We start from the raw sequence: 21,938 nt of genomic DNA, 5'->3' as shown, positions 1-21,938 counted from the left end.
TCGCAGTTGTTAGCTTTCGGAGAATTAATGAACATCCTTATCGATGAAAACATGCCTTATGCCAAAGACCTCTTTAGTCAAATTGGGCATGTGGTGACTAAGCCCGGGCGTACGCTGACCTGTGAAGATTTAGTGGATATTGATGCCTTGATGATCCGCTCTGTCACTAAGGTGAATAGTCAGTTACTGGCAAAAGCGAATCGCCTTCAATTTGTCGGTACGGCGACGGCAGGCCAAGACCATGTCGATCAAGCGTTATTAGCTGAGAAGAACATTGCTTTTACCGCCGCGCCTGGCTGTAACAAAGTGGGTGTCGCAGAGTATGTGCTCAGCAGCTTAATGGTGTTGGGCCAGCAGCAAGGCTTTTCTATCTTTGATAAAACCATAGGTATTGTCGGCGCGGGCAATGTCGGGACTTACCTCGCAGGTTGTTTAGACGCCTTAGGTATTCGTTATTTATTGAATGACCCGATTAAGCAAGCAGCGGGTGATAGCCGTGAATTTTCATCACTCAAAACGTTAACAGAGCAGTGTGACGTTATTACGCTGCACACGCCGATCACCCGTGATGGGGAATACCCGACATACCATTTGGTCGACGAGAGCTTTTTAGCGAATTTACAAGATAACGCGATCTTGATTAATGCGGCTCGTGGTCCTGTGGTGGACAATCAAGCCTTAAAACATGGCCTGCAACAAAGCCTTACTGGTCAAGGAAAAAAACTGACAGCGGTACTGGACGTGTTTGAACATGAGCCGCAGGTTGATTTGGAATTACTTCCTTTGCTAGCGTTTGCGACCCCGCATATCGCAGGCTACGGTTTAGAAGGTAAAGCGCGCGGCACCACCATGGTGTATAACCAGTACTGTGACTTTCTTGCTGATGCTAATTTTGGTCTTGATCGAGACGCAAAATCGACATATGTGCATGTCGAAGCCGCGAGTTTATTGCCACAAGCACCGATCCCGTATATTGCATTGAGCCGTATGTGGTCAGAAGATGACTTATTTTCATTGATTCAGCTGATTTATGATGTGCGTAAAGACGATGCATTATTTCGTCGTTCTATGCTGCAAACTCAAGGCGATGAAGCCAAGATGGCAACCGCATTTGATTTGATGCGTAAAAATTACTGGGATCGACGTGAATATAGTGCGATTACGGTAGCAGGAGAGGCCAGTTTTGGGGTAGAGTCGCTGGCTAAATTAGGTTTTACAATTGAGGAAACGCAATGAGTCAGGAATTTGATATTGCCGTACTCGGCGCAACTGGCGCTGTAGGTCAAGCTATGGTTGAGGTATTAGAGGAACGCAATTTTCCTGTTCGCAATTTATACTTGCTAGCCTCTGAGCGTGGTGCGGGTCAAACACTGCGTTTTAAAAATAAATCAGTACGTGTTACCAACGTTGAAGATTTTGATTGGTCACAAGTACATATTGCTTTGTTCTCTGCTGGTGCAGAAGCATCAGACCGCTGGGCACCTATTGCCGCGGATGAAGGTGTGATCGTGATTGATAACACATCACGTTTCCGTTACGACTACGATGTACCGCTGGTTGTGCCTGAAGTAAACCCAGATGCGATTGCGGAATACCGTAACCGTAACATTATCGCCAACCCTAACTGTTCGACAATCCAGATGCTGGTGGCGCTTAAACCGATCCACGATGCATACGGTATTGAGCGTATTAACGTATCAACGTACCAATCAGTATCGGGTAGCGGCAAAAAAGGTGTTGATGAGCTTGCAGGTCAAACAGCGAAGCTACTGAACGGCCTTCCTGCTGAAAACAGCGTTTACGATAAGCAAATTGCATTCAACTGCCTGCCGCACATCGACAACTTTATGGATAATGGCTACACCAAAGAAGAAATGAAAATGGTGTGGGAAACCCAGAAGATTTTTGCCGATGACACGATTCGTGTGAATCCGACGTGTGTGCGTGTTCCAGTATTCTATGGTCATGCTGAAGCGGTTCATGTTGAAACGCGTCAAGAAGTTCACCTTGAGGAAGCACTACAGCTGCTTGAAAACGCAGAAGGTATTGAGCTTTTCCAAGGTAATGATTACCCAACGCAAGTTTCTGATGCGACAGGTAAAGACCATGTAATGGTTGCGCGTGTACGTGAAGATATCAGCCATTCTCACGGTTTAAATATGTGGGTTGTTGCGGATAATGTACGCAAAGGCGCTGCGACTAACAGTGTACAAATTGCAGAACGACTGATTGCTGATTACTTATAATTAGCGATACTTTCTTTTGCAATAGACGCTAAAAGACAAGGAGTGGCATGTTTGCTGCTCCTTTTAGTAAATTTTCCAGCAACCCCACATTTTTGGTAGGAATACTACAGTTTCAGGTTGTCTGTCCGATATAGTAATACCCGAGTAAGTGGTTTTGATAAGTGTTGTCATAGACTGTATTTATCTAATCGACTTTTAGTTTCCGCCAGAGAGGACTGCAGGCCGTGCCTGACGTATCTAACCTGATCAAACGTTTTATTCTTCCTGCATTCATTGCAACGACGGCTATTCATTTTCCGGTACAAGCAAATACCGTACGCATTCTTGGCCCTGAGGAAGATCAACCCACATCTGTTGTCACTGAACGTTACCGTGATATTAGCCAACCCGCTGCGGAAGTGAGCCGATATCAAGGTAGTTATCAATACGGGCCAACACGAGCCAATGAAACGCTATGGGGGATCTCGTCCAAATATCGCCCATCTAGCTCGGTCTCTGTGTATCAAGTAATAGGTGCGATTTATCGCGCTAACCCGCAAGCATTTGAAGCGAACAATATTCACGGTTTAATTCCGGGTAGCCGTTTGGATATGCCAACGCTGACTCAGATCCGCCGCGAAAATACCGACGCGGTTAAATTGCAGTTAGAACAAGATAAGTCTACGCAACCTGCACGTCGAGCAACCTCTACCGCTTCTCGCACGAATACGGCACCAACAGTAAGTACAGCGGCACCAGAACCAACAACGACGGCATCAACGCGAACAGTCAGTACAGCGCCAGCAACGCCTGTTGCTGAAAGCGTTGAACCTGTTAGCGCTGCAACCGTTGCTGGAGCTGAAGCCTTAATTCCACCTAAACCGGATAAAGCGCCGCCAACAGCCTTGCAAGATCAGCTTGATGCTTCTGATGTGCAAATTACTAAGCTTTTGGAAAGTAATCACTTACTGCGTGTGCGTTTATCTGAAATGCAACACGAAGTGGCAGCATTACAAGATCAGCAAACCAGTGATGAGATGCTGCGTGATGAGATTAAAGATTTCTTGGCGCAGCAAAAATCCATTGAAATGCAACCTGTGGTTGAAGAACCCTCATTATTTGATCAGCTAATTGCTAATCCATGGGCATTGGCTGCCGCTGCCTTTATTCCGGGCGCCTTGATTGCAGGTGTGGTTTCGTACTTCCTGTTTGGGCGTCGTAAAGAAGAAGATGAAGACGACGTGAAGTCGTTAGATAGCCCTAATTCCGCCGATCCTGCTATTACACCGCCAAATGATGCCTTATTGGCAGGCGCTGCTGATCCTGCGGCAGAGTTGGCGCTAGGTGATAATGACGATATCGACGATCTGTTTGCACAAGATGATGCGCTGTTCGACGATCCTGAAGATAGTTTGTTTGCACCACAGCTCAGTGATGATGACGATACATTAGATTTATCGTCAAGTGATGATTTTGATATCGATAGCCCGCTTGGTGGTGCGAGTAGCATTTCCGTGACTGGCGATGAGAAAGCGCTAGGCCTTGAAGATATGGAACGCGCGCTCGATGAAATGGATCAGTCCTCTGAATTGAGCTCAGATGAAGCACTTGCGGCGATGTGGGAGCAATCGCTAAAAGATGATGATGAACAGCCAAACTTCGATCTTTCTGACGATGATGATAATAACAATGATGAGCTGCTTGATAATGGCATGCTCGATCAATCCTTATTGGATGAGTTACTACTAGAAGCGGAACAAACGGATTCAACTAACTCAGAAAAGCAAGATGATAGTAATGAGGTTGTTGCGCAAAGTGAATTAGATGCATTGTTCGATAGTTTTGATTCAGGTGACGATCTTGATTCGCCTGAACAAGCGGTAAGCGATGAACTTGCCGAGCAAGCTGCGATTGATGCCGCTTTAGCTGAAGCGAGTGCGATGGCTAATCCAGAGGCGGCGTTATCGTCAGAGGCGAAAGCAGCGTCGGTTTTTAGCGAAGCGGACACTCAGCAGGGGCAATCTAATGTCAGCGCCTCACAGTCTGAGCAAGACCTTATCGATGATATCTTTGCGACAAATTTCGCAATGGATAACAGCGATGACGACGATGAGCGCTTACTGGATGAAAGTAGCACGGCTTTACTCGATGAGCTTATCGACGATGAAGATGACGACTTAAGCGACACATCTGATATTACGTTAGATGAAAATAGCACCGCCTTACTCGATGAGCTGTTGGGGGATGATGAGCAAGATACGCCGTTGTTTAACAGTGACATCGAAATTGATGAAAACAGCACGGCCTTATTAGATGAGCTTCTTGGTGAGGATGACTCTCTCGAAGATGAAATAAATAGTCTTGATGGTGATCTTGATTTAGATGAAATGTCGAATGATGACATTAACATCGACGAGTTGATCATCGATGAAAACAGTACGGATTTGCTGGATGAACTCTTGGGCGAAACCCTTGAGTCAGCAGAACCCTCAGATCCGTTATTCGATACGGCAGTCACAGATCTTGCTCAAAACAATACCGTTAACGCGGATAGTGACCCTCTCGATGATATCGAGTTCGATACGATTGGCGCCATTGATGACAGTGCACCGGCTGAACCTCGCGTGGAGCCTGAAACGTCAGTTGAGTCTCCAGATGAAACGGTTAGCGATGAAGTAGTAGAAAATAGCATCGCGGCGGAAGCTGATTTTGTCGCAGATGAGCCTGCTGAGGACGATCTAGATGCACTGCTAGCAGCATATGGAACTCAACCTGATGTTGTTGAAGTGCCTCAAGAGCAGGTATCTCAGGATAATGTTCCTCAAGATACCGCTTCTCAGGACGGTGCTCATCAAGAGAATATGTCATTAGCCGCGGATGCACCAGTTGCAACACCAACACTTGATGATGAACCTGAATTTGAAGCGGCTGAGGTTGAATCTCCTGAAATTGAAGCGCCTGAAATTGAAGACATTTTCGTTGCTGACGCAGAGGTTATAGAGCCTCAAGCGGAAGTGGTTGGTGCAGCGTCTGCTTCGGATGAGGATGCAGATTTTGCGCCTGACTTTAACGATATTCTGAATGATGCATTAGCACCGACTGCTGAGTTGGAGCGCGATCCGTTCGAAACGGATAAAGCGCCTGATATTAACATTGAAGATGACATTATCTTCGACGAGCCGATGTTGGATAACGCGGTTAACAGTCCTGACAGCATTGAGCACCAAGAGCCGACATCAGTACAAGACAGCCTTGTGGATGATGGTGAAGCGCCAAATGCGAGCGCGATAGAAAATACTGAGGAACAAGACGAGCACAACTATGACGATCTTGTTGCTGAAGTCGAAGGCTTGCTTGACGATACCCCATCAGAGAGTGCGTCAATTGGACGTCGTGTTGATGAGTTACTTGAAGAAATTGAACAAGCTGAAGCCCTGAACAATGACGATCTAGCGACCAACAACCAAGTTGATGAGCCAGGAGAGACTGAGCCAGAGCTTGCTATGTCAGCATCAAGCGCAGAGACCGTAACTGAGGTAAATAGTGATGCGGCATTTAGCCTTGATGATTTCCCTGAGTTTACCGAAGAAGATGCGCTAACGGATCCTGAAGCCACAGAGTATGTAGAGTCGGAAACGCCGCAGTCTTCAGACTATCAAGCTTCTGATGTGATCCGTGATGATGAATTACCGGAATTTGATGAAGACGCTGCGTTTTTTGACCCAGAAGCCGAAGCGTTAGAGCCTGACACGCAAGATGTCTCTGATGATGAACAGCAGTCTGCACTTGATAATGTAGTTAAACAGCTGCAGCAGGCTGTTGAAGCCTCTGAAGCTAAGCATGTTGCTTCAGAGGCACTGCAAGAGGCGCCTGAGACACAGTCTGAGGCTATTGAACTTGAAACTGATGCGCTGTTAGCGCCAGAGCAAGATACAGTCTCTTACACGCCTGAGAGTGAAAGCTTTAACGTCGCAAAAACAGAGCCAGAGTTTGAGTTTGAAACGATAGATCTGAATTCCGTACCTGAATTCAGTGAAGATGATGCACGCCAAGCTTCGTTTGATGAGCAGCATGAGCTTGAGCAGTACGATATTGAGCAAGGCTTAACGTCTGAACCTTTGCTTGATGATGCACCGCAAAATTCGATTCAGGCAGAAGTACCTGAGGTTGAAGAGGTAGTTGCTCCAACGGGTTCTACAACATCGCAGACTAATACGATTGATCAGCAGTTAGTGGACAGTGCTGGCTTGGACATGGATGCATTATTGACCGACCCTGATGCTTGGGAGCAGGATGATAGTACTGACATAGCGCCACCTCACTCTGTTACATCCGAGATTGACCTGACAGCGTTTGATGAATCTTCGGATGCATTTGCTCAAAGTGAAGCGTTAGCTGATGAGATCCCAATTGGCTTGGATGACATTGAAAGCCAAGAACGAGATCAACTGTTATTTAATGAAGACCCATTCTTGGACGATCAGTCGCTTGAAATGTCGGAAGATGATGCAGCCGTATGGGCGGCAGCTTCTGAAGAGCCTCGACTTGTGAGTGAAGATTGGTCAGAGCAACCTCAAATGCAGGTTGAAGAAGTTGATCGGTTTGATGCGGAATCTTTGCTTGATGATGTTGATGAGCAAGAGTTGTTACTCGACGCGACGGAGGAGAAGCCTGAAGGTGGTGCACCGTTAGAGCGAGTTGAACCTGAGATAGACAGCGAGAGCACTTATAATAATGAAGCCCGTGGTCCAGACTCCGACTATCAAGAAGCAGGTAGTGAGCTATTAGACGAAGCTAAACCTTCACCCGCTTCTTACATTAGTATTGATGAACTATTAAAAGAGTCGGATCTTGAGGATGATGTTAATCTCGATATTGACCTTGATAGCGCACCACTGAACCTGGATGTCGGTCTTGATGAGTTTCCTGATATTTTAGCAGGCGTACCAGAGTACGATGTAGACAGTCAGGGAGAGTACGCCAGTAAGCTTGATTTGGCAAAAGCGTACCTTGAAATGAATGATGCTGAAGGCGCGGCTGATTTACTGCAGGATATCGCGCAAAACGGTGATGCACAAAGCGCACAAGAAGCTGCGAATTTATTAAAAGTCACCCGCCGATAATCCATTCATAAAATCCGTGATAAGTGAGATTAGGCGCGATACTTTTTGAGTATCGCGCTTTTTTATTCTTTAAAAATAGATTTAAACGCTAAGAAGCTGAGGGGGTTGTCGCATCTGACTCTGCCATCCCTTATAATCACCGCAATATATACATTTAATAGGGCTCTGTGGGCCTAGGCAAGACGAAGTAGATTATGCGAATAGCGTTAGGTATCGAATACGACGGTGCAAATTATCACGGTTGGCAACGTCAACTAGATGTAGTGAGTGTGCAAGGTGAACTGGAAAAAGCCTTGTCTAAAATTGCCAATCAGCCGATTGAAGTCTTTTGTGCGGGTCGCACAGATGCTGGTGTGCATGGCACAGGACAAGTGGTTCACTTTGATGTCGATTCAAATCGAAAGCTAGCGGCATGGACTATGGGGGTAAATACCCACTTACCCAAAGACATCGCAGTACGCTGGGCACATGAAGTGACGGAAGATTTTCATGCGCGTTTTTCAGCAACAGCACGCCGTTACCGCTACATTATTTCAAATCATGCGTTCCGACCTGCAATCCTTGCCCATGGTGTGAGCCATTACCACGGTGAGCTTGATGAAAAGTTGATGCATGAAGCGGCTCAATTTTTACTGGGTGAGCATGATTTCACTTCATTCCGTGCTACGCACTGTCAGGCAAATACCCCGTTCCGCCATATGCATCACATTAATATTACTCGCCATGGCCAGTACATAGTGATTGATATTAAAGCGAATGCTTTTTTGCATCATATGGTACGCAATATTACAGGTAGCTTGATTAAAGTCGGCCGAGGCGAAGAAAAGCCCGAGTGGATTCAGTGGTTGTTACAGCAAAAGAACCGCCAAATTGCGGGAGTAACAGCAAAAGCTGAGGGTTTATACCTGATTGAGGTGGATTATCCGGCTGAACATGGTTTGCCACATGTACCAGCTGGTCCACTGTTCATTGAAGATTAATGTGAGTAAATACAAGTAAAATAATGTGTCTAGTTGCGCATTACTTCATTATATTTACGTAGAGGTCACAAGGTACAACCAGTTTTTTATCTACAGATTGGCAACTTTGTGCTTTAATTCCTCTCTTAATAATTAAACGAATTTGCTTTCTCTGCTTTTTTGGCGGGGAATTTTTAGATAAAAAAGGTCATTCATGAGCTGGCTTGAAAAGATCCTAACGAAGAGCAACATTGTTTCTTCTCGCAAAGCGTCAATCCCTGAAGGTGTATGGACGAAATGTACTTCTTGCGAACAAGTGCTTTATCACGCTGATCTAGAGGCTAACCTAGAAGTGTGTCCGAAATGTGATCATCACATGCGTATGAAAGCACGTCGCCGTCTGGAAACCTTCCTTGACCAAGACAGTCAAGTAGAACTAGCGGCAGATATGGAACCGAAGGATAAACTGAAGTTCCGCGACTCTAAGAAATATAAAGATCGTATCTCGGCTGCTCAAAAGAACAGTGGCGAAAAAGATGCACTAGTTGTGATGCAAGGTACCTTGCTTGGCCAAGATGTGATTGCTTGTGCCTTTGAGTTCTCCTTTATGGGCGGCTCTATGGGTTCTGTTGTTGGTGCTAAATTCGTGAAAGCGGTAGAAGCGGCAATGGAAAACAACTGTGCACTTGTGTGTTTCTCGGCAAGTGGCGGTGCTCGTATGCAAGAAGCACTGATGTCGTTAATGCAAATGGCAAAAACCAGTGCAGCCCTTGAGCGTCTTTCAGCAAAAGGCTTACCTTTCTTCTCAGTACTGACGGACCCAACAATGGGTGGTGTATCGGCAAGTTTGGCTATGCTAGGTGATATCAATATTGGTGAGCCAAAAGCTTTGATTGGTTTTGCTGGTCAACGCGTGATTGAGCAAACAGTACGTGAGAAGCTTCCTGAAGGTTTCCAGCGTAGTGAATTCTTGCTTGAGCATGGTGCTATCGACATGATCGTTGACCGCCGTGAAATGCGTCAGCGTATCGGTGGCCTTATCGCGAAAATGACAAACCAAACATCACCTTTGGTGGTTTCAGTTGATAGCGCGCCTAAAGCTGTCGAGGTTCCACAAGAGGCTGATAAAGCCGAGTAAGCCTTCGCTTTGTAAATAATTGTTAAAACGCCGACGGAAGTGACTTTCGTCGGCGTTTTTGTTTTTCGGAATAACGGTCAGTTTGGTATAGTGCATACCAACAAGTTAGTGATTAAGTGAACAATTTTTCCATGACAGATCTGATAGCACCTTCAGCGACAGCCTCGCTTACCTCATGGCTGACTTATCTAGAACAACTTCATACCAGTGCCATCGACTTAGGGCTTGATCGTGCTCAAGCGGTTGCAGAGCGTGGAAATTTGATTAAACCCGCACCGAAAGTGATTACGGTTGCAGGTACCAATGGCAAAGGCTCAACCTGTGCCATTTTAGAAGCTATTTTATTAGATGCTGGCTATAAGGTCGGTGTGTACAGTTCGCCTCATCTCGTTCGTTACAACGAGCGCGTACGCATTAATGGTGACGAACTTGCTGATGAAAAACATAGCCAGGCTTTTGCTGCAATTGAAGAATACCGTGGTGATGTTAGTTTGAGCTTGTTTGAGTTTGGTACGCTAGCAGCGCTTGAATTATTTAAAAACAATCAGGTCGATGTGGCCATTTTAGAAGTAGGTTTAGGTGGGCGTTTAGATGCGACCAATATCGTTGATCATGATGTTTCAGTGATCACCAGCCTTGCCGTTGATCATGTGGATTGGCTTGGTGATGACATTGAAGTGATTGGCTTTGAGAAAGCCGGTATTTTCCGCAGTGATAAACCAGCTATTTGTGGCCAACCAACACCACCTGCGAGTGTGGCTGCCCATGCTGATGATATTAGCGCCAAGCTGTATCAAGTCGGTTATCAGTTTGATTATCAAGTGACGGCAGATAAGTGGCAGTGGAAGAGCGGTTGCTTTGAATTAACCGATTTGCCGATTCCTTCACTGCCATTACCAAATGCTGCAACGGCATTAATGGCATTGGGAACCGCTGAACTTGATATCAGTGATTGTAATATCGTCAATGGTTTAAAAGCTGCATCCTTACCTGGGCGCATGCAGCGCATTGGCACTTCATCTTTGGTGATCATGGATGTCGCACACAACCCGCATTCTGCACAATACTTTGCTCAGCAACTTGAAAAAATCAAGGTGTCGGAAGGGAAGCAGCGTGTCCATGCGGTTGTTGCTATGCTGCACGATAAAGATATTGCTGCAACTATTGCTGAAATGAAAACAGTCGTTGATGCTTGGTACCCAGCGTCACTAGAGGGGCCTCGCGCGGCTAAAGCCGATGAAATTATTGCTAATCTTGGCGGTGGCGTTGAAGGATTTGTGTCCCCAGAAGTCGCTTATGACCAAGCGTTAGCGCAAGCTGCTGAGCAGGACGTAGTAATCGTGTTTGGCTCGTTTTACACTGTAGGCCAAATCGCAAGCCATATTGCAGCGAAACAGGAGTAATTGTGGCAAGTAAATTTCAAAGCCGATTAGTTGGCACCATTTTATTAGTGGCACTGGGCGTGATTTTTTTACCGGATCTTTTTGATGGAAAAAAACAGCATTACCAAGAACAGTTTGCCAGCATACCTTTGCAGCCAGAATTCGAAGCTGAACAAGAATATGAAACAATTCCTGAGCCCGAGTTTGTGGATGTTGAGTTACCCGACGAACCTGTCACGGTCGTCGTCGATGATACGCAAGTCGCAAGCGCAAATGGGGCTGAAAAATCAGTTGCGGAAACGGCCCCCGTTAAAATTGAGAAACCAAGTGTTGCACCCGTCAAAGAAGGTTACAAAAAAAGTGGTTGGGTTATTCAGCTCGGTGTGTTTGGCAATTTTGACAATGCCAATAAGCTGGTGGAGAAATTACGTCAGTCTGGCTATCAGGCACATGTTTTTCCTAAACAGCCGAAAAAAGGCGATTATGCTCGCGTTGTCGTTGGACCGAATGTTTCAAAAGAAGCTCTTTCTGCTGAGCTTAAAGATTTAGAAAAAATTACGGGTTTGAAAGGTCAATTGCTTAGATTTAACCCACTAAACCCTTAGGTAAACGTTTGCGTTCTCATTTTTTCTGTTAGAATACGCACCATCAAGGCGAAAACAATAAATGATGATTTGGATTGATTACGTAATTTTAGGCGTAATTGGCTTCTCAGCGCTGGTTAGTGTAATCCGCGGTTTTGTTAAAGAAGCACTCTCGTTAGTGATTTGGTTTGCGGCATTTTTTGTTGCCAGCAATTTTTACACGCAGTTAGCTGCTTACTTCACTAACATCAAGGACGAAATGGTACGCAATGGCAGTGCCATCGCCGCTTTATTTATTGCCACGCTAATTGTTGGCGCGGTAGTGAACTATGTGATTGGACATTTAGTGCAAAAGACGGGGCTGTCAGGAACAGACCGTGTTTTGGGAATTGTTTTTGGTGGCGTGAGAGGGGTGTTAATCGTCTCTGCGGTACTGTTTTTCATTGATGCTTTTACTGGGTTCTCAAGTGCTGATTGGTGGAAACAATCTCAATTGATCCCTCAGTTTGGTGTTGTGATTGAATGGTTCTTCACTTATATCAAAGACACATCAAGCTTTTTACCCGGCGCGCTATAGCGCCGGCTTTATATGCGTGACGAGGATTTAGGACATGTGTGGTATTGTCGGAATCGTGGGTTCAAACCCGGTAAATCAATCTATCTATGATGCATTGACTGTGCTGCAGCATCGCGGCCAAGATGCTGCCGGTATTGTTACCTTAGAAAGCAATCGTTTTCGTCTGCGTAAGGCTAACGGTTTAGTTCGTGATGTATTTGAAGCTAAGCACATGCAGCGCTTACAAGGGAATGTGGGTATCGGTCATGTTCGCTACCCGACAGCAGGCAGTTCAAGTGCCTCAGAAGCTCAGCCTTTTTATGTAAACTCACCATACGGTCTATCATTAGCACATAATGGTAACTTGACGAATGCAAATGAAGTGCGTGATTCATTGTTTAGCCAAGCCCGTCGTCATGTTAATACAACGTCAGATTCTGAAGTATTACTGAACGTTCTTGCTCATCACCTTGAGAAGTCAGAATCATCACCGATTTCACCGAGTGATATCTTTGGTGCGATTCGTTCTGTTCATCGTCAGGTGAAAGGAGCATACGCTGTTGTAGCCATGCTCATTGGCCATGGCTTAATGGCATTTCGTGATCCAAACGGTATTCGCCCTCTTTGCTTAGGAAAGCGTGAATGTAACGGTAATACTGAGTACATGGTAGCGTCTGAATCCGTTGCCTTGGATGCGGTTGGTTTTGACTTTGTTCGTGATGTTGCTCCTGGTGAAGCGGTTTACATCACATTTGATGGGCAGTTATTTACCGAGCAATGTGCTGAGAATCCTGTTCTTAATCCATGCGTGTTTGAGTTTGTCTATTTTGCTCGTCCTGATTCTTTCATCGATAAAATTTCGGTATACGGCGCACGTGTTCGTATGGGTACTAAATTGGGTGAAAAAATTAAACGTGAGTGGGACGATATGGATATCGATGTGGTTATCCCAATCCCTGAAACCTCGTGTGACAGTGCACTTGAAATCGCACGTACGCTTGATAAGCCATACCGCCAAGGTTTTGTGAAGAATCGCTATGTTGGCCGCACCTTTATCATGCCGGGTCAGCAAATGCGCCGTAAATCAGTACGCCGTAAGTTGAATGCTATCCGCTCTGAATTTAAAGGTAAGAATGTTCTGTTGGTTGATGATTCAATCGTACGTGGTACTACATCAGAACAAATTATCGAGATGGCACGTGAAGCGGGTGCAAACAAAGTCTATCTAGCATCTGCCGCGCCTGAAGTACGTTTCCCTAACGTATACGGTATTGATATGCCAACGGCAAATGAACTTATCGCGCATGGCCGTGAAGTGGATGAGATCAGCAAACTGATTGGTGCCGATGGTTTGATATTCCAAGATTTAGACGATTTGGTGGCAGCGGTTGCAGAAGGCAATCCAGATGTTAAGTTGTTTGAAACATCAGTATTCAATGGCAGCTATGTAACGGGTGATATTGATCAGATTTATCTTGATTACTTAGAGTCATTGCGTAGCGAAGATTCCAAACTTCAACGCGAGATCCAGCAAGATTTGGCGAATTTGGAACTGCATAACGAAGGTGTATAGCTGAGATTATAGCTTTCGCCAAGATGATGAAATAGATAAACGGGAGCACAGTGTGCTCCCGTTTTGTTGATAATCAAATGTGTAAAGTTTAGTGTCAGTGGCTAAAGATTGGCCCTAGTCCTAGGTTCCACAAAATTACGCTCGATGCGATGATAGAGACCAGTAGTACTAAGCCACAGGTAACAATAGAACTGGCGTAAATAAAGCCGCGCTCTTCTGGGATGTGCATCAATATCGGTACGCCTGTGTAGAGTAGATATACTGAGTAAGCTATCCCTATAAGCCCCGCTACCATTAAAAACCACACGTGTGGATAAATAGCCGCAATGCTTACCATGAACAGCGGTGTGGCTGTGTAGGCCGCCAATTCTAATGCTTGGGTGTAGGTAGGCGTAGACCCAAAAGTGTGGCTCATCCAGTAACTTAGGTAGGCGAGGGCAAAAACGCCTGCGACTAACGCAAAATACATCGCAACAGACATGCCGAGTGCACTGGTGGGTGTGAGAAAGAGTGGCTCGCCAACCCCGATTCGCCAACCAATAAAGACACTAGAGATATAGGCAAAGGCTGATGGCAGAAGGGCAATTAAAAGAATATGGCTGACACTGCTACCAATACCCTCGTGATCTTTATCGATAGTTTTCCATTCTTGCTTAGGGTGGGCGTATAGCCCAAATAAATGTCCCAAAATCATAACGCGTCCTCGTTATTACCGGGGTCAGGTATGGCCGCCAAGACAACGCGAGCATACATAAGGTTACGGTTAAAACCTGCTGTTTTATACCTATCTAACGAATGAGTCAGAAAAATACTGAAGAGAAAGAAGGTCATTAAACATCAAAATTTGATAATGATGATCTTGCTCATAACTAATATTTAGTCACTGTTTAGGCGCTGCGCAAGGTTATGAAGGAGGTATTACGTGCTAGAAATGAAACAGCCAGCAAAGAAGATGCTGGCTGAAAGCTTGTTGGGTGTTAGCTTAATTCAAAGTAATGGCTTGAAAATTCAATGAATAAACGAAGCTTTTCAGGCTGATAATCTCGGTGGTTATAAAGTAAAAATACTTCACGAGGGTTAGCCGACCAGTTCTTTAAGATCCGAACCAACTCGCCAGATTCAATATAGTGCTCAAGCATTACGTTTGGCATTAGGGTAATCCCTAATCCGGCACAGCATGCTTTACGAACCACATTAAGCTGATTAGCCTCAAAGCGGCCAGGATCATTGATCGTGATGGTTTCGCCTTGATTATCGGTTAAGCGCCAGCGTAGCAGCGGGTTACCTTTAAGTAAGGTATGCTCATGCAATTCCTGAGCATGCTTGGGTGCTGGGTTGTTTTTTAAATAAAGTGGACTCGCCACTAAGATATCTTTAACCGAGCTGATCTTACGTGCAATCAGCGTTGAGTCGCGCTGTGGGCCTACACGAAAAATCGCGTCCCAGTCGGTAGGATCGAGCTGTTCTGGCTCGCTACTCATGTGCAGCTCAAGGTTAATAGCTGGATGCTCTTTCATAAAGGCATTCAACATAGGTTGCAACATCACCTTAGTGAGGTTCGATGGTGCAGCAATGCGAAGTTTACCTGCTGCCCCCTTACACTCTTCACTAATATGCTGTGTTGTCGTTACGAGCTGGGCTAGGAGTGGGCTACAATCGTCATAGAAGCGCTGTCCTGCTTCAGTAAGCGACAATTTACGCGCATGACGGTTGAGCAAGCGAATACTCAAACATTCTTCAAGCGCCTGAATACGGCGTGTTAGCGTCGCAACGGGCACTTGGGTTTTTCGTGAGGCTGCGGTATAGCTGCCTTGTTCCACAACTACGCGGAATAAATTCAAATCGTCAAGTTTCATATAAACATCATTACTGAAAACTCATAATGGTGAATTGTATAACAAAAATGTGATGTAGTGGCTGTAAAAAGAGCCTCATTTGCTATGAATCAAGTTAGGACGATGAATTGTGTCAATTTGACGGTCTGTTTTTGGTGTTTTCGCTGTTTTTTTTGAACTAGATTCTATTCTTGGCGTTTGCCCTTGCTAGATTGCTATCTATCCTGACGAATCACTAATTAACACCTATGCTTTTTATTAGGTTGATAGACAATCTGGTACGCTTATGCACAGTGAACTTGATAGACCAAAATCGAGATTAACCCAGAATCATGGAGTCGATACTCCTGTCCAATCATGGAGGACGCAATCGTTGCTTGAAGGAAAAGACGTACTTGTGGTTGAAGATGATCCTATCTTCAGAAATATGATTGTTGGCTTTTTGAAAAGCCAAGGATGCCAAGTGCGTGAAGCGGAAGATGGTCTCGAAGGGTTGCGTGCATTACGAGATGCGATTCCAGACATTCTGTTATGCGATTTATCCATGCCGGTAATGACAGGCATGGAGTTTGTTGAAGAAATTGCTGCTCAGTACCCTATGCTTCCAGTGATCGTTATATCAGGTACGGGGGACATGGGGGACGTTGCAACGGCATTGCGTCATGGTGTGAAAGACTTTTTGATTAAACCTTTAGAAAACATCATGGTATTGAAGTCTGCAATGTTATCAGTACTTAAGTCACAAGATTCTTCTGTTGCAGAGCAAGATTTTTCGAATACTTGGTTTAACGTTGCTGACGATGGTGGAGCCGTTGATGAAGAACTTGAATGGCACATCAAAGAGCTGCAGGATAATCCTAAAGCCGCACGAGAGTTGCTAATGGGATTAATGCCCGAAACACAATCTCGCCAAGGCGACTGGCAATTGAACTACTGTGTACTGCAACCTGCCGATGTTCAGCCTGTGTTGCTTGATTACACTTGGCTGATGGATGGTCGATTGGCTTTTTATTTGGTTGATTCCGCTGTTGGTAAGAATAGCACGGCAACCACACTGCTTATTCGTGCCTTTTTTAATGATTACCTGCGTACGCGTATGGCTGAAGAGAGTGATTTAAACCATTTGGTCAGTTTGATAGAAAAAGGTATGTACCAGTCAGGTTATGCGTCACCAATACGTGGTGTCTTTGGTATGTTTGACGCCTGTGATCGTAGTCTTCAAGTGCTTTCAACTGGCTTAGGGGCGCAATTGCAGACTAGTGATAGTACGCAATCTGTCCCTGTTCAAGCATGGTTGGGCGATCATGCGAGTAAAAATAGTGTCAGCAAGATGTATTTACCGGAATCAGGCGGGCGTTTATCTTTAAGTGAAATCGGTTCAGCAAGCTTTAGTGTGACGATAAAACGTTGCGGTTTATGATAGATTTTTCCAGCTTCTACTAATAAAAAAGGTTGCTCATTGAGCAACCTTTTTTGTTTTGAATCACACCTTACTACTGAAACTAAGCTTTTGCAGTTTCCGCTTCCAGTGTTTCTTCGTCTTCAACCACTTTACCTTCAGCACCGTGCATCCAACGGATCAGCTGATTAGAGCAAAGTAGAAGCAGCACACCTGCGATTGTCGCAGCCACTGCAATACCACTAAAGATAGCCATAGGGCCTGCTTCGCCAACGTTAGCACCTATGATACCTGCAACATAGTTAGCAACAGCATTGAAACCAAACCATGCACCCATCATTAATGAGGCAAGGCGAAGTGGAGCAAGTTTCGTCACCATAGACAAGCCAATAGGTGATAAGCAAAGCTCACCTAGCGTATGGAAGAAGTATGCACCAACTAGCCAGAACATGGATGTTTTAACCGTTAGGTCACCACCTTGTTGCATTACTGCGCCCATCATGCACACAAAGCCAAGTGCGAGGAAGAATAGACCCATAGCAAACTTCACTGGTGAACTTGGCTCTTTTGGACCTAATTTAACCCAAATAGCTGCAATAACAGGTGCCAGAGTAATAACGAAGAATGGGTTCAGTGATTGGAACCAAGCCGCTGGTACTTCAAAGCTACCTATCATTCGGTCTGTGTATTGCTGTGAGAAAATATTCATCAGGCCGCCAGCTTGTTCAAAGCCAGCCCAGAAGATCACTACAAACATACCCATGATCATGATTACTTTTAGTCGATCACGTTCTTGACGAGTAAGTGGCTCTTTTTGGCCAGATTTGTTCATGGCTGCAGCACGTTTAGCTGCAGGTTCTTTACCAATGTTACCAAGTAGGCGTTCAGCAAAAATTAACTGAGTAACTAAACTGATCACCATACCAATACCTGCAGTTAAGAAGCCTGCTTTCCAGCCGTAAACAGCAGAAGCGGAGCCAGCAATGACGCCTGCAAGTAAAGAACCTAGGTTAATACCCATATAGAAAATAGTGAAAGCACCATCACGGCGGTTATCGCCATCTGTGTATAAATCACCAACCATGGTTGAGATATTTGGCTTAAATAGACCATTACCAATGATAAGTAGCGCTAACCCTAGGTAGAAGGCTGTTATTGCGTGTGGGTCAATCATGCTGTGGGGAAGCGCTAGCGTAAATTGACCTAACGCCATCAAAATACCACCGATAATGATTGAACGACGTTGGCCCAAGAAGTTATCGGCTATCCATCCACCAATTAAAGGGGTGATATAAACGAGGCCGGTGTAGATACCATATAACTCAAGCGCACTTTGGGTTGACCAACCTAAGCCACCATCCATGGTCTTATCTGTGAGATACAGTACTAAAATTGCACGCATCGCATAGTAAGAGAAGCGTTCCCACAGTTCAGTACTGAACAGCAAGAACAAGCCTTTTGGGTGCCCTAAAAGGGTACCGCTACTTCGATTGCTCATAATTATTCTCTTTATAAGGTTTGTTATGTGTTTGCTTATCTGCCCCATTTTATAATGGACAAAATAATCATCTGCAAGTTTTCACATTTGCAAAACAAACTGTTAAAATTGTAAGGTGTTGAAAATTAAGCGTTTGTATTATTTGTGATCAAATTTGAAATCTAATCTTTCAATGCGTCAAAAGATGTTTTGCGCTGGTTGGTCTGTCTTTTGTGGTGATATATATTGTTTTTGTTGTTAACTTTGGGGGTTAATGCTGCTTTGTGGTTTTTTTCATGATTGTTACAAATGTTGCTAAATGTTTCACTGTGAAAGTGTCGTCTTTGAGTTGAAGCTATTGGGCAAGAAAGAGGGAAACTGATAATCTTACTAAGTAATCTAAACGATAAATGGATACATAATGAAAGAATGGTTTCTTCTTTATTGTAAACGCAGCGAACAAGAGCGCGCTGTTCTTAACCTCGATCGCCAAGGCGTAGAATGTTATTACCCTCAAGTACTTATTAATAAATTGGTAAGAGGTAAGCGTATAGAGGTCGAAGAGCCACTTTTTCCGAGTTATATGTTCGTCTACTTTGATCCTGAAGAGATCAGCTATACAACAATACGTTCAACACGCGGTGTGGCGGATTTTATTCGCCAAGGCAGGATGCCACAGCCCATTCGTGCTGAGTTATTGTATGGCTTAATGCTTAACGAGAATACGCAAGAACAACAGTCAAAATTGTCCACTTTGCCACAACCTGGCGATAAGTTGGTACTTGAAAAAGGACAATACAAGGGTATTGAAGCTATCTACCATGAACCCGATGGAGAAAAGCGTTCTTTTATGCTAATTAACTTGCTGGGTAAAGAGGTTAAAGTCAGCGTAGATAACAGCGAAATTGTTAAAAAATAGTCTTTCATGCCTTTTATTCGATCGAGTTGGCGAATAATACATTCAGTTTATGTGGCGCTTACTCGGCTATAGCTATTTTGCTATAGTAGCGCCAGTTTATTAATATTCATGGTATTGAACATGACACAATCTTCCCCTATCCGTAAGGCCGTGATCCCTGTTGCGGGTCTTGGTACACGTATGTTGCCAGCAACCAAAGCCATCCCTAAAGAGATGTTGCCTATCGTTGATAAGCCGCTTATTCAATACGTAGTGAATGAGTGTGTGGCAGCAGGCATCAAAGAGATTGTTTTGGTGACTCATTCATCAAAAAACTCGATTGAAAACCATTTTGATACCTCGTTTGAGCTTGAAGCTACGCTAGAAAAGCGTGTGAAGCGCCAGTTGCTTGAAGAAGTACAAAAAATTTGTCCACCTGATGTCACTATTATGCATGTGCGTCAAGGCCAAGCGAAAGGCCTAGGCCATGCGGTATTGTGCGCTCACCCATTGATTGGTGATGCACCATTTGCCGTGGTATTACCTGATGTTATTTTGGATGATGCGGCGAGTGACCTGCGTAGTGAGAACATGGCGGCTATGGTTGCAGAGTTCAATACGACGGGTATTAGCCAGGTATTGGTAGAACCGGTTCCTATGAGCGAAGTATCAAACTACGGCGTGGCAGACGTTAATGGCACCGAGCTTAAAGCGGGTGAAACAGCAGCGATGACTAAGGTGGTTGAAAAGCCTGCGGTCGATGTCGCACCATCAAATCTGGCGATTGTTGGCCGTTACGTACTACCAGCAGAGATTTGGGGCTTACTTGAAAAAACACCTGTGGGGGCTGGTGATGAGATCCAGTTGACAGATGCGATTGATATGCTGATGGAAAAACAACAGGTGAATGCATTCCATATGTCTGGTGTTAGTCATGACTGTGGTAGCAAACTCGGCTACATGCAAGCATTTGTCGAATATGGCATGCGCCATGATGTGCTTGGTGAAGATTTCACGGCCTACATCAAAGAGCTTGCAAAATCACTGTAATCCAATATTGATTTTCATGCATAAAAAAAGCAGCCATTGGCTGCTTTTTTCGTATAGAGGTCAGTTAAGCTTTCATAGCCCGAATCTAAGTAAAAAACTCAGCATCAAGACTTATGTCTGACAGCAAGAAATTAGCTGTTTATTCGTTATTTAGCGGCTGAGTAATAAAGCCGGCTAAGATTCGCTGTGGTATTGTTCACACGCGAGTAGGGTATTCTCAATGAGGGTAGCAACTGTCATTGGGCCAACACCACCTGGTACTGGTGTGATGTGCTTGGCTTTGGTTTTGGCCACATCAAACTCAACATCACCCACTAACTTTCCTGTGCTTAAACGGTTGATACCTACATCGATCACGGTTGCACCTTCTTTAATCCAATCTCCTGGAATGAAGTTTGGTTTTCCTACCGCAACCACTACGATATCAGCTTGGCGAACGTGACCTTCTAAATCTTGCGTAAAGCGATGGCATGTCGTTGTTGTCGCACCAGCCAGTAATAATTCCATCGTCATAGGACGTCCAACAATGTTTGATGCACCGACAACCACAGCATGCTTGCCGCGAGTAGGGATGTTGTAGCGTTCCAGAAGCGTGATAATGCCTTTCGGTGTGCATGAGCGTAGTTTAGGCATGCGTTGGCACAAACGGCCAACATTGTAAGGGTGGAAGCCATCAACGTCTTTTTCAGGAGTAATATGCTCTAGGATCACTGTGCTATCCATGCCAGCTGGAAGAGGCAGTTGTACCAAAATACCATCGATCTCTTTATCAGCATTAAGCTCTGAAATCAGTGCTAACAACTCTGTTTCATTGGTGGTGGCAGGTAAGTCAAAAGATTTGGAAATAAAGCCAACCTCTTCACAGGCTTTGCGTTTACTACCGACGTAAACTTGCGAAGCAGGATCTTGGCCAACCAGCACAACTGCAAGCCCTGGCGCACGAAGGCCAGCATCTACACGTGCTTTAACACGTGCAGCGACTTCTTGACGAACAGTTTGTGAGATGATTTTGCCATCAATAATTTGAGCGCTCATGGTTTTCCTTATGACTTATTGCTAGCGTACGCAGTCGTAGCAGATCAACGATAAAAGAATAAAGACGGTGAAAGTTGAGTACGACTTTCTTAATCCTTATTGATGCCGATATTGTCGCAGATACTGTGAGTAATATCCATAACGCAAACGTTTGCCTTGCGTTAAAACAAAGAAAATGTAGATGCTATAACTTTTTATATTCGTGGGTTGCACTATGGGTTGGATGAAAAAGCAGCATGGGATTGATGGCGTATTCATCACACTAGGCGCTTGATATTACAGATTGCTCTAAGTTTAACCGCTTGATGTTTTAAGTAATTAAAAAAAAGGAAAAACCGTTGACCTTAGAGAGTAGCAACGTATAATTCCGACCCATAACGCACGACAGCGTTATAGTGCGCCCTTAGCTCAGCTGGATAGAGCACGTCCCTTCTAAGGATGTGGTCGCAGGTTCGAATCCTGCAGGGCGTGCCATTATTTTAAGAAACCGTACCTAGCGAAAGCTAAGTACGGTTTTTTTCGTTTTAAATCATACTTTTTATTTTTCCTATCGATCTCACTTCAGCGTCAATAGCCTGCTCATACTTCAAACAACCGTTTGCTACCAATTGGTGGTCTGTGCACAAAATCGGCATCTAAACCGATTTTTTTCATTATTTCCCTTGAAAATCGATTTTTAGCCCCTATTTTGTGGAGAAGCCATG

At 44.7% G+C, this 21,938-nt stretch carries 16 protein-coding genes and 1 tRNA gene; 13 read left to right on the top strand and 4 right to left on the bottom strand.

Annotated features, from left to right (window positions below; all coding sequences use genetic code 11):
- Window positions 1-27: 27 nt before the first annotated feature.
- The 9 genes from OCU77_RS12470 (at window position 28) to purF (ending at window position 13,540) form a co-directional block, all read left to right on the top strand.
- Window positions 28-1,236, top strand: a complete 1,209-nt coding sequence (locus tag OCU77_RS12470) for a 4-phosphoerythronate dehydrogenase (protein WP_107302909.1) — start codon at window positions 28-30, stop codon at window positions 1,234-1,236.
- Complete coding sequence (locus OCU77_RS12465) at window positions 1,233-2,246, top strand: aspartate-semialdehyde dehydrogenase (RefSeq protein ID WP_048899089.1); 1,014 nt, start codon at window positions 1,233-1,235, stop codon at window positions 2,244-2,246. The genes OCU77_RS12470 and OCU77_RS12465 overlap by 4 nt, the downstream gene beginning before the upstream one ends.
- 224 nt (window positions 2,247-2,470) lie before the next feature.
- A complete protein-coding gene (locus OCU77_RS12460) occupies window positions 2,471-7,348 on the top strand; it encodes a FimV/HubP family polar landmark protein (protein ID WP_048899090.1) in 4,878 nt (1,625 codons plus the stop codon).
- Window positions 7,349-7,542: 194 nt separating this feature from the next.
- Window positions 7,543-8,328 (top strand): tRNA pseudouridine(38-40) synthase TruA, encoded by a 786-nt coding sequence (truA, locus tag OCU77_RS12455; RefSeq protein WP_048899091.1) that lies wholly within the window; start codon window positions 7,543-7,545, stop codon window positions 8,326-8,328.
- A 193-nt stretch (window positions 8,329-8,521) separates the two neighbouring features.
- The gene (gene accD, locus OCU77_RS12450; RefSeq protein WP_107302908.1) at window positions 8,522-9,445 is read left to right on the top strand and encodes an acetyl-CoA carboxylase, carboxyltransferase subunit beta; all 924 of its coding nucleotides are present in this window, start codon (window positions 8,522-8,524) and stop codon (window positions 9,443-9,445) included.
- Between the two features lie 131 nt (window positions 9,446-9,576).
- Window positions 9,577-10,848 (top strand): bifunctional tetrahydrofolate synthase/dihydrofolate synthase, encoded by a 1,272-nt coding sequence (gene folC, locus OCU77_RS12445; RefSeq protein WP_048899093.1) that lies wholly within the window; start codon window positions 9,577-9,579, stop codon window positions 10,846-10,848.
- A gap of 2 nt (window positions 10,849-10,850) precedes the next feature.
- Window positions 10,851-11,432, top strand: coding sequence for an SPOR domain-containing protein (locus tag OCU77_RS12440; RefSeq protein WP_048899094.1), 582 nt, complete (start codon window positions 10,851-10,853; stop codon window positions 11,430-11,432).
- Window positions 11,433-11,496: 64 nt separating this feature from the next.
- Complete coding sequence (locus OCU77_RS12435) at window positions 11,497-11,988, top strand: CvpA family protein (protein ID WP_048899173.1); 492 nt, start codon at window positions 11,497-11,499, stop codon at window positions 11,986-11,988.
- A gap of 34 nt (window positions 11,989-12,022) precedes the next feature.
- Window positions 12,023-13,540, top strand: coding sequence for an amidophosphoribosyltransferase (purF, locus tag OCU77_RS12430; RefSeq protein WP_048899095.1), 1,518 nt, complete (start codon window positions 12,023-12,025; stop codon window positions 13,538-13,540).
- A gap of 94 nt (window positions 13,541-13,634) precedes the next feature.
- Here purF and OCU77_RS12425 read toward each other — a convergent pair whose 3' ends face one another.
- Both OCU77_RS12425 and OCU77_RS12420 read right to left on the bottom strand, forming a co-directional pair.
- Complete coding sequence (locus OCU77_RS12425) at window positions 13,635-14,234, bottom strand: Yip1 family protein (RefSeq protein ID WP_048899096.1); 600 nt, start codon at window positions 14,232-14,234, stop codon at window positions 13,635-13,637.
- A 283-nt stretch (window positions 14,235-14,517) separates the two neighbouring features.
- The gene (locus OCU77_RS12420; protein ID WP_048899097.1) at window positions 14,518-15,396 is read right to left on the bottom strand and encodes a LysR family transcriptional regulator; all 879 of its coding nucleotides are present in this window, start codon (window positions 15,394-15,396) and stop codon (window positions 14,518-14,520) included.
- A gap of 352 nt (window positions 15,397-15,748) precedes the next feature.
- Here OCU77_RS12420 and OCU77_RS12415 point away from each other — a divergent pair, with 352 nt between their 5' ends.
- The gene (locus tag OCU77_RS12415; RefSeq protein WP_048899098.1) at window positions 15,749-16,795 is read left to right on the top strand and encodes a response regulator; all 1,047 of its coding nucleotides are present in this window, start codon (window positions 15,749-15,751) and stop codon (window positions 16,793-16,795) included.
- Between the two features lie 82 nt (window positions 16,796-16,877).
- Here OCU77_RS12415 and OCU77_RS12410 read toward each other — a convergent pair whose 3' ends face one another.
- On the bottom strand, window positions 16,878-18,272 hold the full coding sequence (locus tag OCU77_RS12410; protein WP_048899099.1) for a peptide MFS transporter: 1,395 nt from the start codon (window positions 18,270-18,272) through the stop codon (window positions 16,878-16,880).
- Window positions 18,273-18,672: 400 nt separating this feature from the next.
- On the opposite strand from OCU77_RS12410, the gene rfaH reads away from it, so the two are divergent.
- Both rfaH and galU read left to right on the top strand, forming a co-directional pair.
- Complete coding sequence (rfaH, locus tag OCU77_RS12405) at window positions 18,673-19,170, top strand: transcription/translation regulatory transformer protein RfaH (protein ID WP_107302907.1); 498 nt, start codon at window positions 18,673-18,675, stop codon at window positions 19,168-19,170.
- 120 nt (window positions 19,171-19,290) lie between these two features.
- A complete protein-coding gene (gene galU / locus OCU77_RS12400; protein ID WP_048899100.1) occupies window positions 19,291-20,199 on the top strand; it encodes a UTP--glucose-1-phosphate uridylyltransferase GalU in 909 nt (302 codons plus the stop codon).
- Between the two features lie 174 nt (window positions 20,200-20,373).
- On the opposite strand, the gene folD is transcribed toward galU, so the two are convergent.
- Window positions 20,374-21,234, bottom strand: coding sequence for a bifunctional methylenetetrahydrofolate dehydrogenase/methenyltetrahydrofolate cyclohydrolase FolD (folD, locus tag OCU77_RS12395; protein ID WP_048899101.1), 861 nt, complete (start codon window positions 21,232-21,234; stop codon window positions 20,374-20,376).
- Window positions 21,235-21,631: 397 nt separating this feature from the next.
- On the opposite strand from folD, the gene OCU77_RS12390 reads away from it, so the two are divergent.
- Window positions 21,632-21,708, top strand: a tRNA-Arg gene (locus OCU77_RS12390).
- Window positions 21,709-21,938: the final 230 nt, after the last annotated feature.

Origin of the sequence: Photobacterium swingsii (genome assembly GCF_024346715.1) — a bacterium.
In the GTDB taxonomy this organism is placed as follows: Bacteria; Pseudomonadota; Gammaproteobacteria; order Enterobacterales; family Vibrionaceae; genus Photobacterium; species Photobacterium swingsii.
This window is presented reverse-complemented; position numbering and strand designations above follow the sequence as displayed.

Bases quoted from the DNA above. Each gene is read 5' to 3' on its own strand.
- OCU77_RS12470 (WP_107302909.1), top strand. From the start codon at position 28: ATGAACATCCTTATCGATGAAAACATGCCTTATGCCAAAGACCTCTTT.
- OCU77_RS12465 (WP_048899089.1), top strand. From the start codon at position 1,233: ATGAGTCAGGAATTTGATATTGCCGTACTCGGCGCAACTGGCGCTGTA.
- truA (WP_048899091.1), top strand. From the start codon at position 7,543: ATGCGAATAGCGTTAGGTATCGAATACGACGGTGCAAATTATCACGGT.
- accD (WP_107302908.1), top strand. From the start codon at position 8,522: ATGAGCTGGCTTGAAAAGATCCTAACGAAGAGCAACATTGTTTCTTCT.
- folC (WP_048899093.1), top strand. From the start codon at position 9,577: ATGACAGATCTGATAGCACCTTCAGCGACAGCCTCGCTTACCTCATGG.
- OCU77_RS12435 (WP_048899173.1), top strand. From the start codon at position 11,497: ATGATTTGGATTGATTACGTAATTTTAGGCGTAATTGGCTTCTCAGCG.
- purF (WP_048899095.1), top strand. From the start codon at position 12,023: ATGTGTGGTATTGTCGGAATCGTGGGTTCAAACCCGGTAAATCAATCT.
- OCU77_RS12425 (WP_048899096.1), bottom strand. From the start codon at position 14,234: ATGATTTTGGGACATTTATTTGGGCTATACGCCCACCCTAAGCAAGAA.
- OCU77_RS12420 (WP_048899097.1), bottom strand. From the start codon at position 15,396: ATGAAACTTGACGATTTGAATTTATTCCGCGTAGTTGTGGAACAAGGC.
- OCU77_RS12410 (WP_048899099.1), bottom strand. From the start codon at position 18,272: ATGAGCAATCGAAGTAGCGGTACCCTTTTAGGGCACCCAAAAGGCTTG.
- rfaH (WP_107302907.1), top strand. From the start codon at position 18,673: ATGAAAGAATGGTTTCTTCTTTATTGTAAACGCAGCGAACAAGAGCGC.
- galU (WP_048899100.1), top strand. From the start codon at position 19,291: ATGACACAATCTTCCCCTATCCGTAAGGCCGTGATCCCTGTTGCGGGT.
- folD (WP_048899101.1), bottom strand. From the start codon at position 21,234: ATGAGCGCTCAAATTATTGATGGCAAAATCATCTCACAAACTGTTCGT.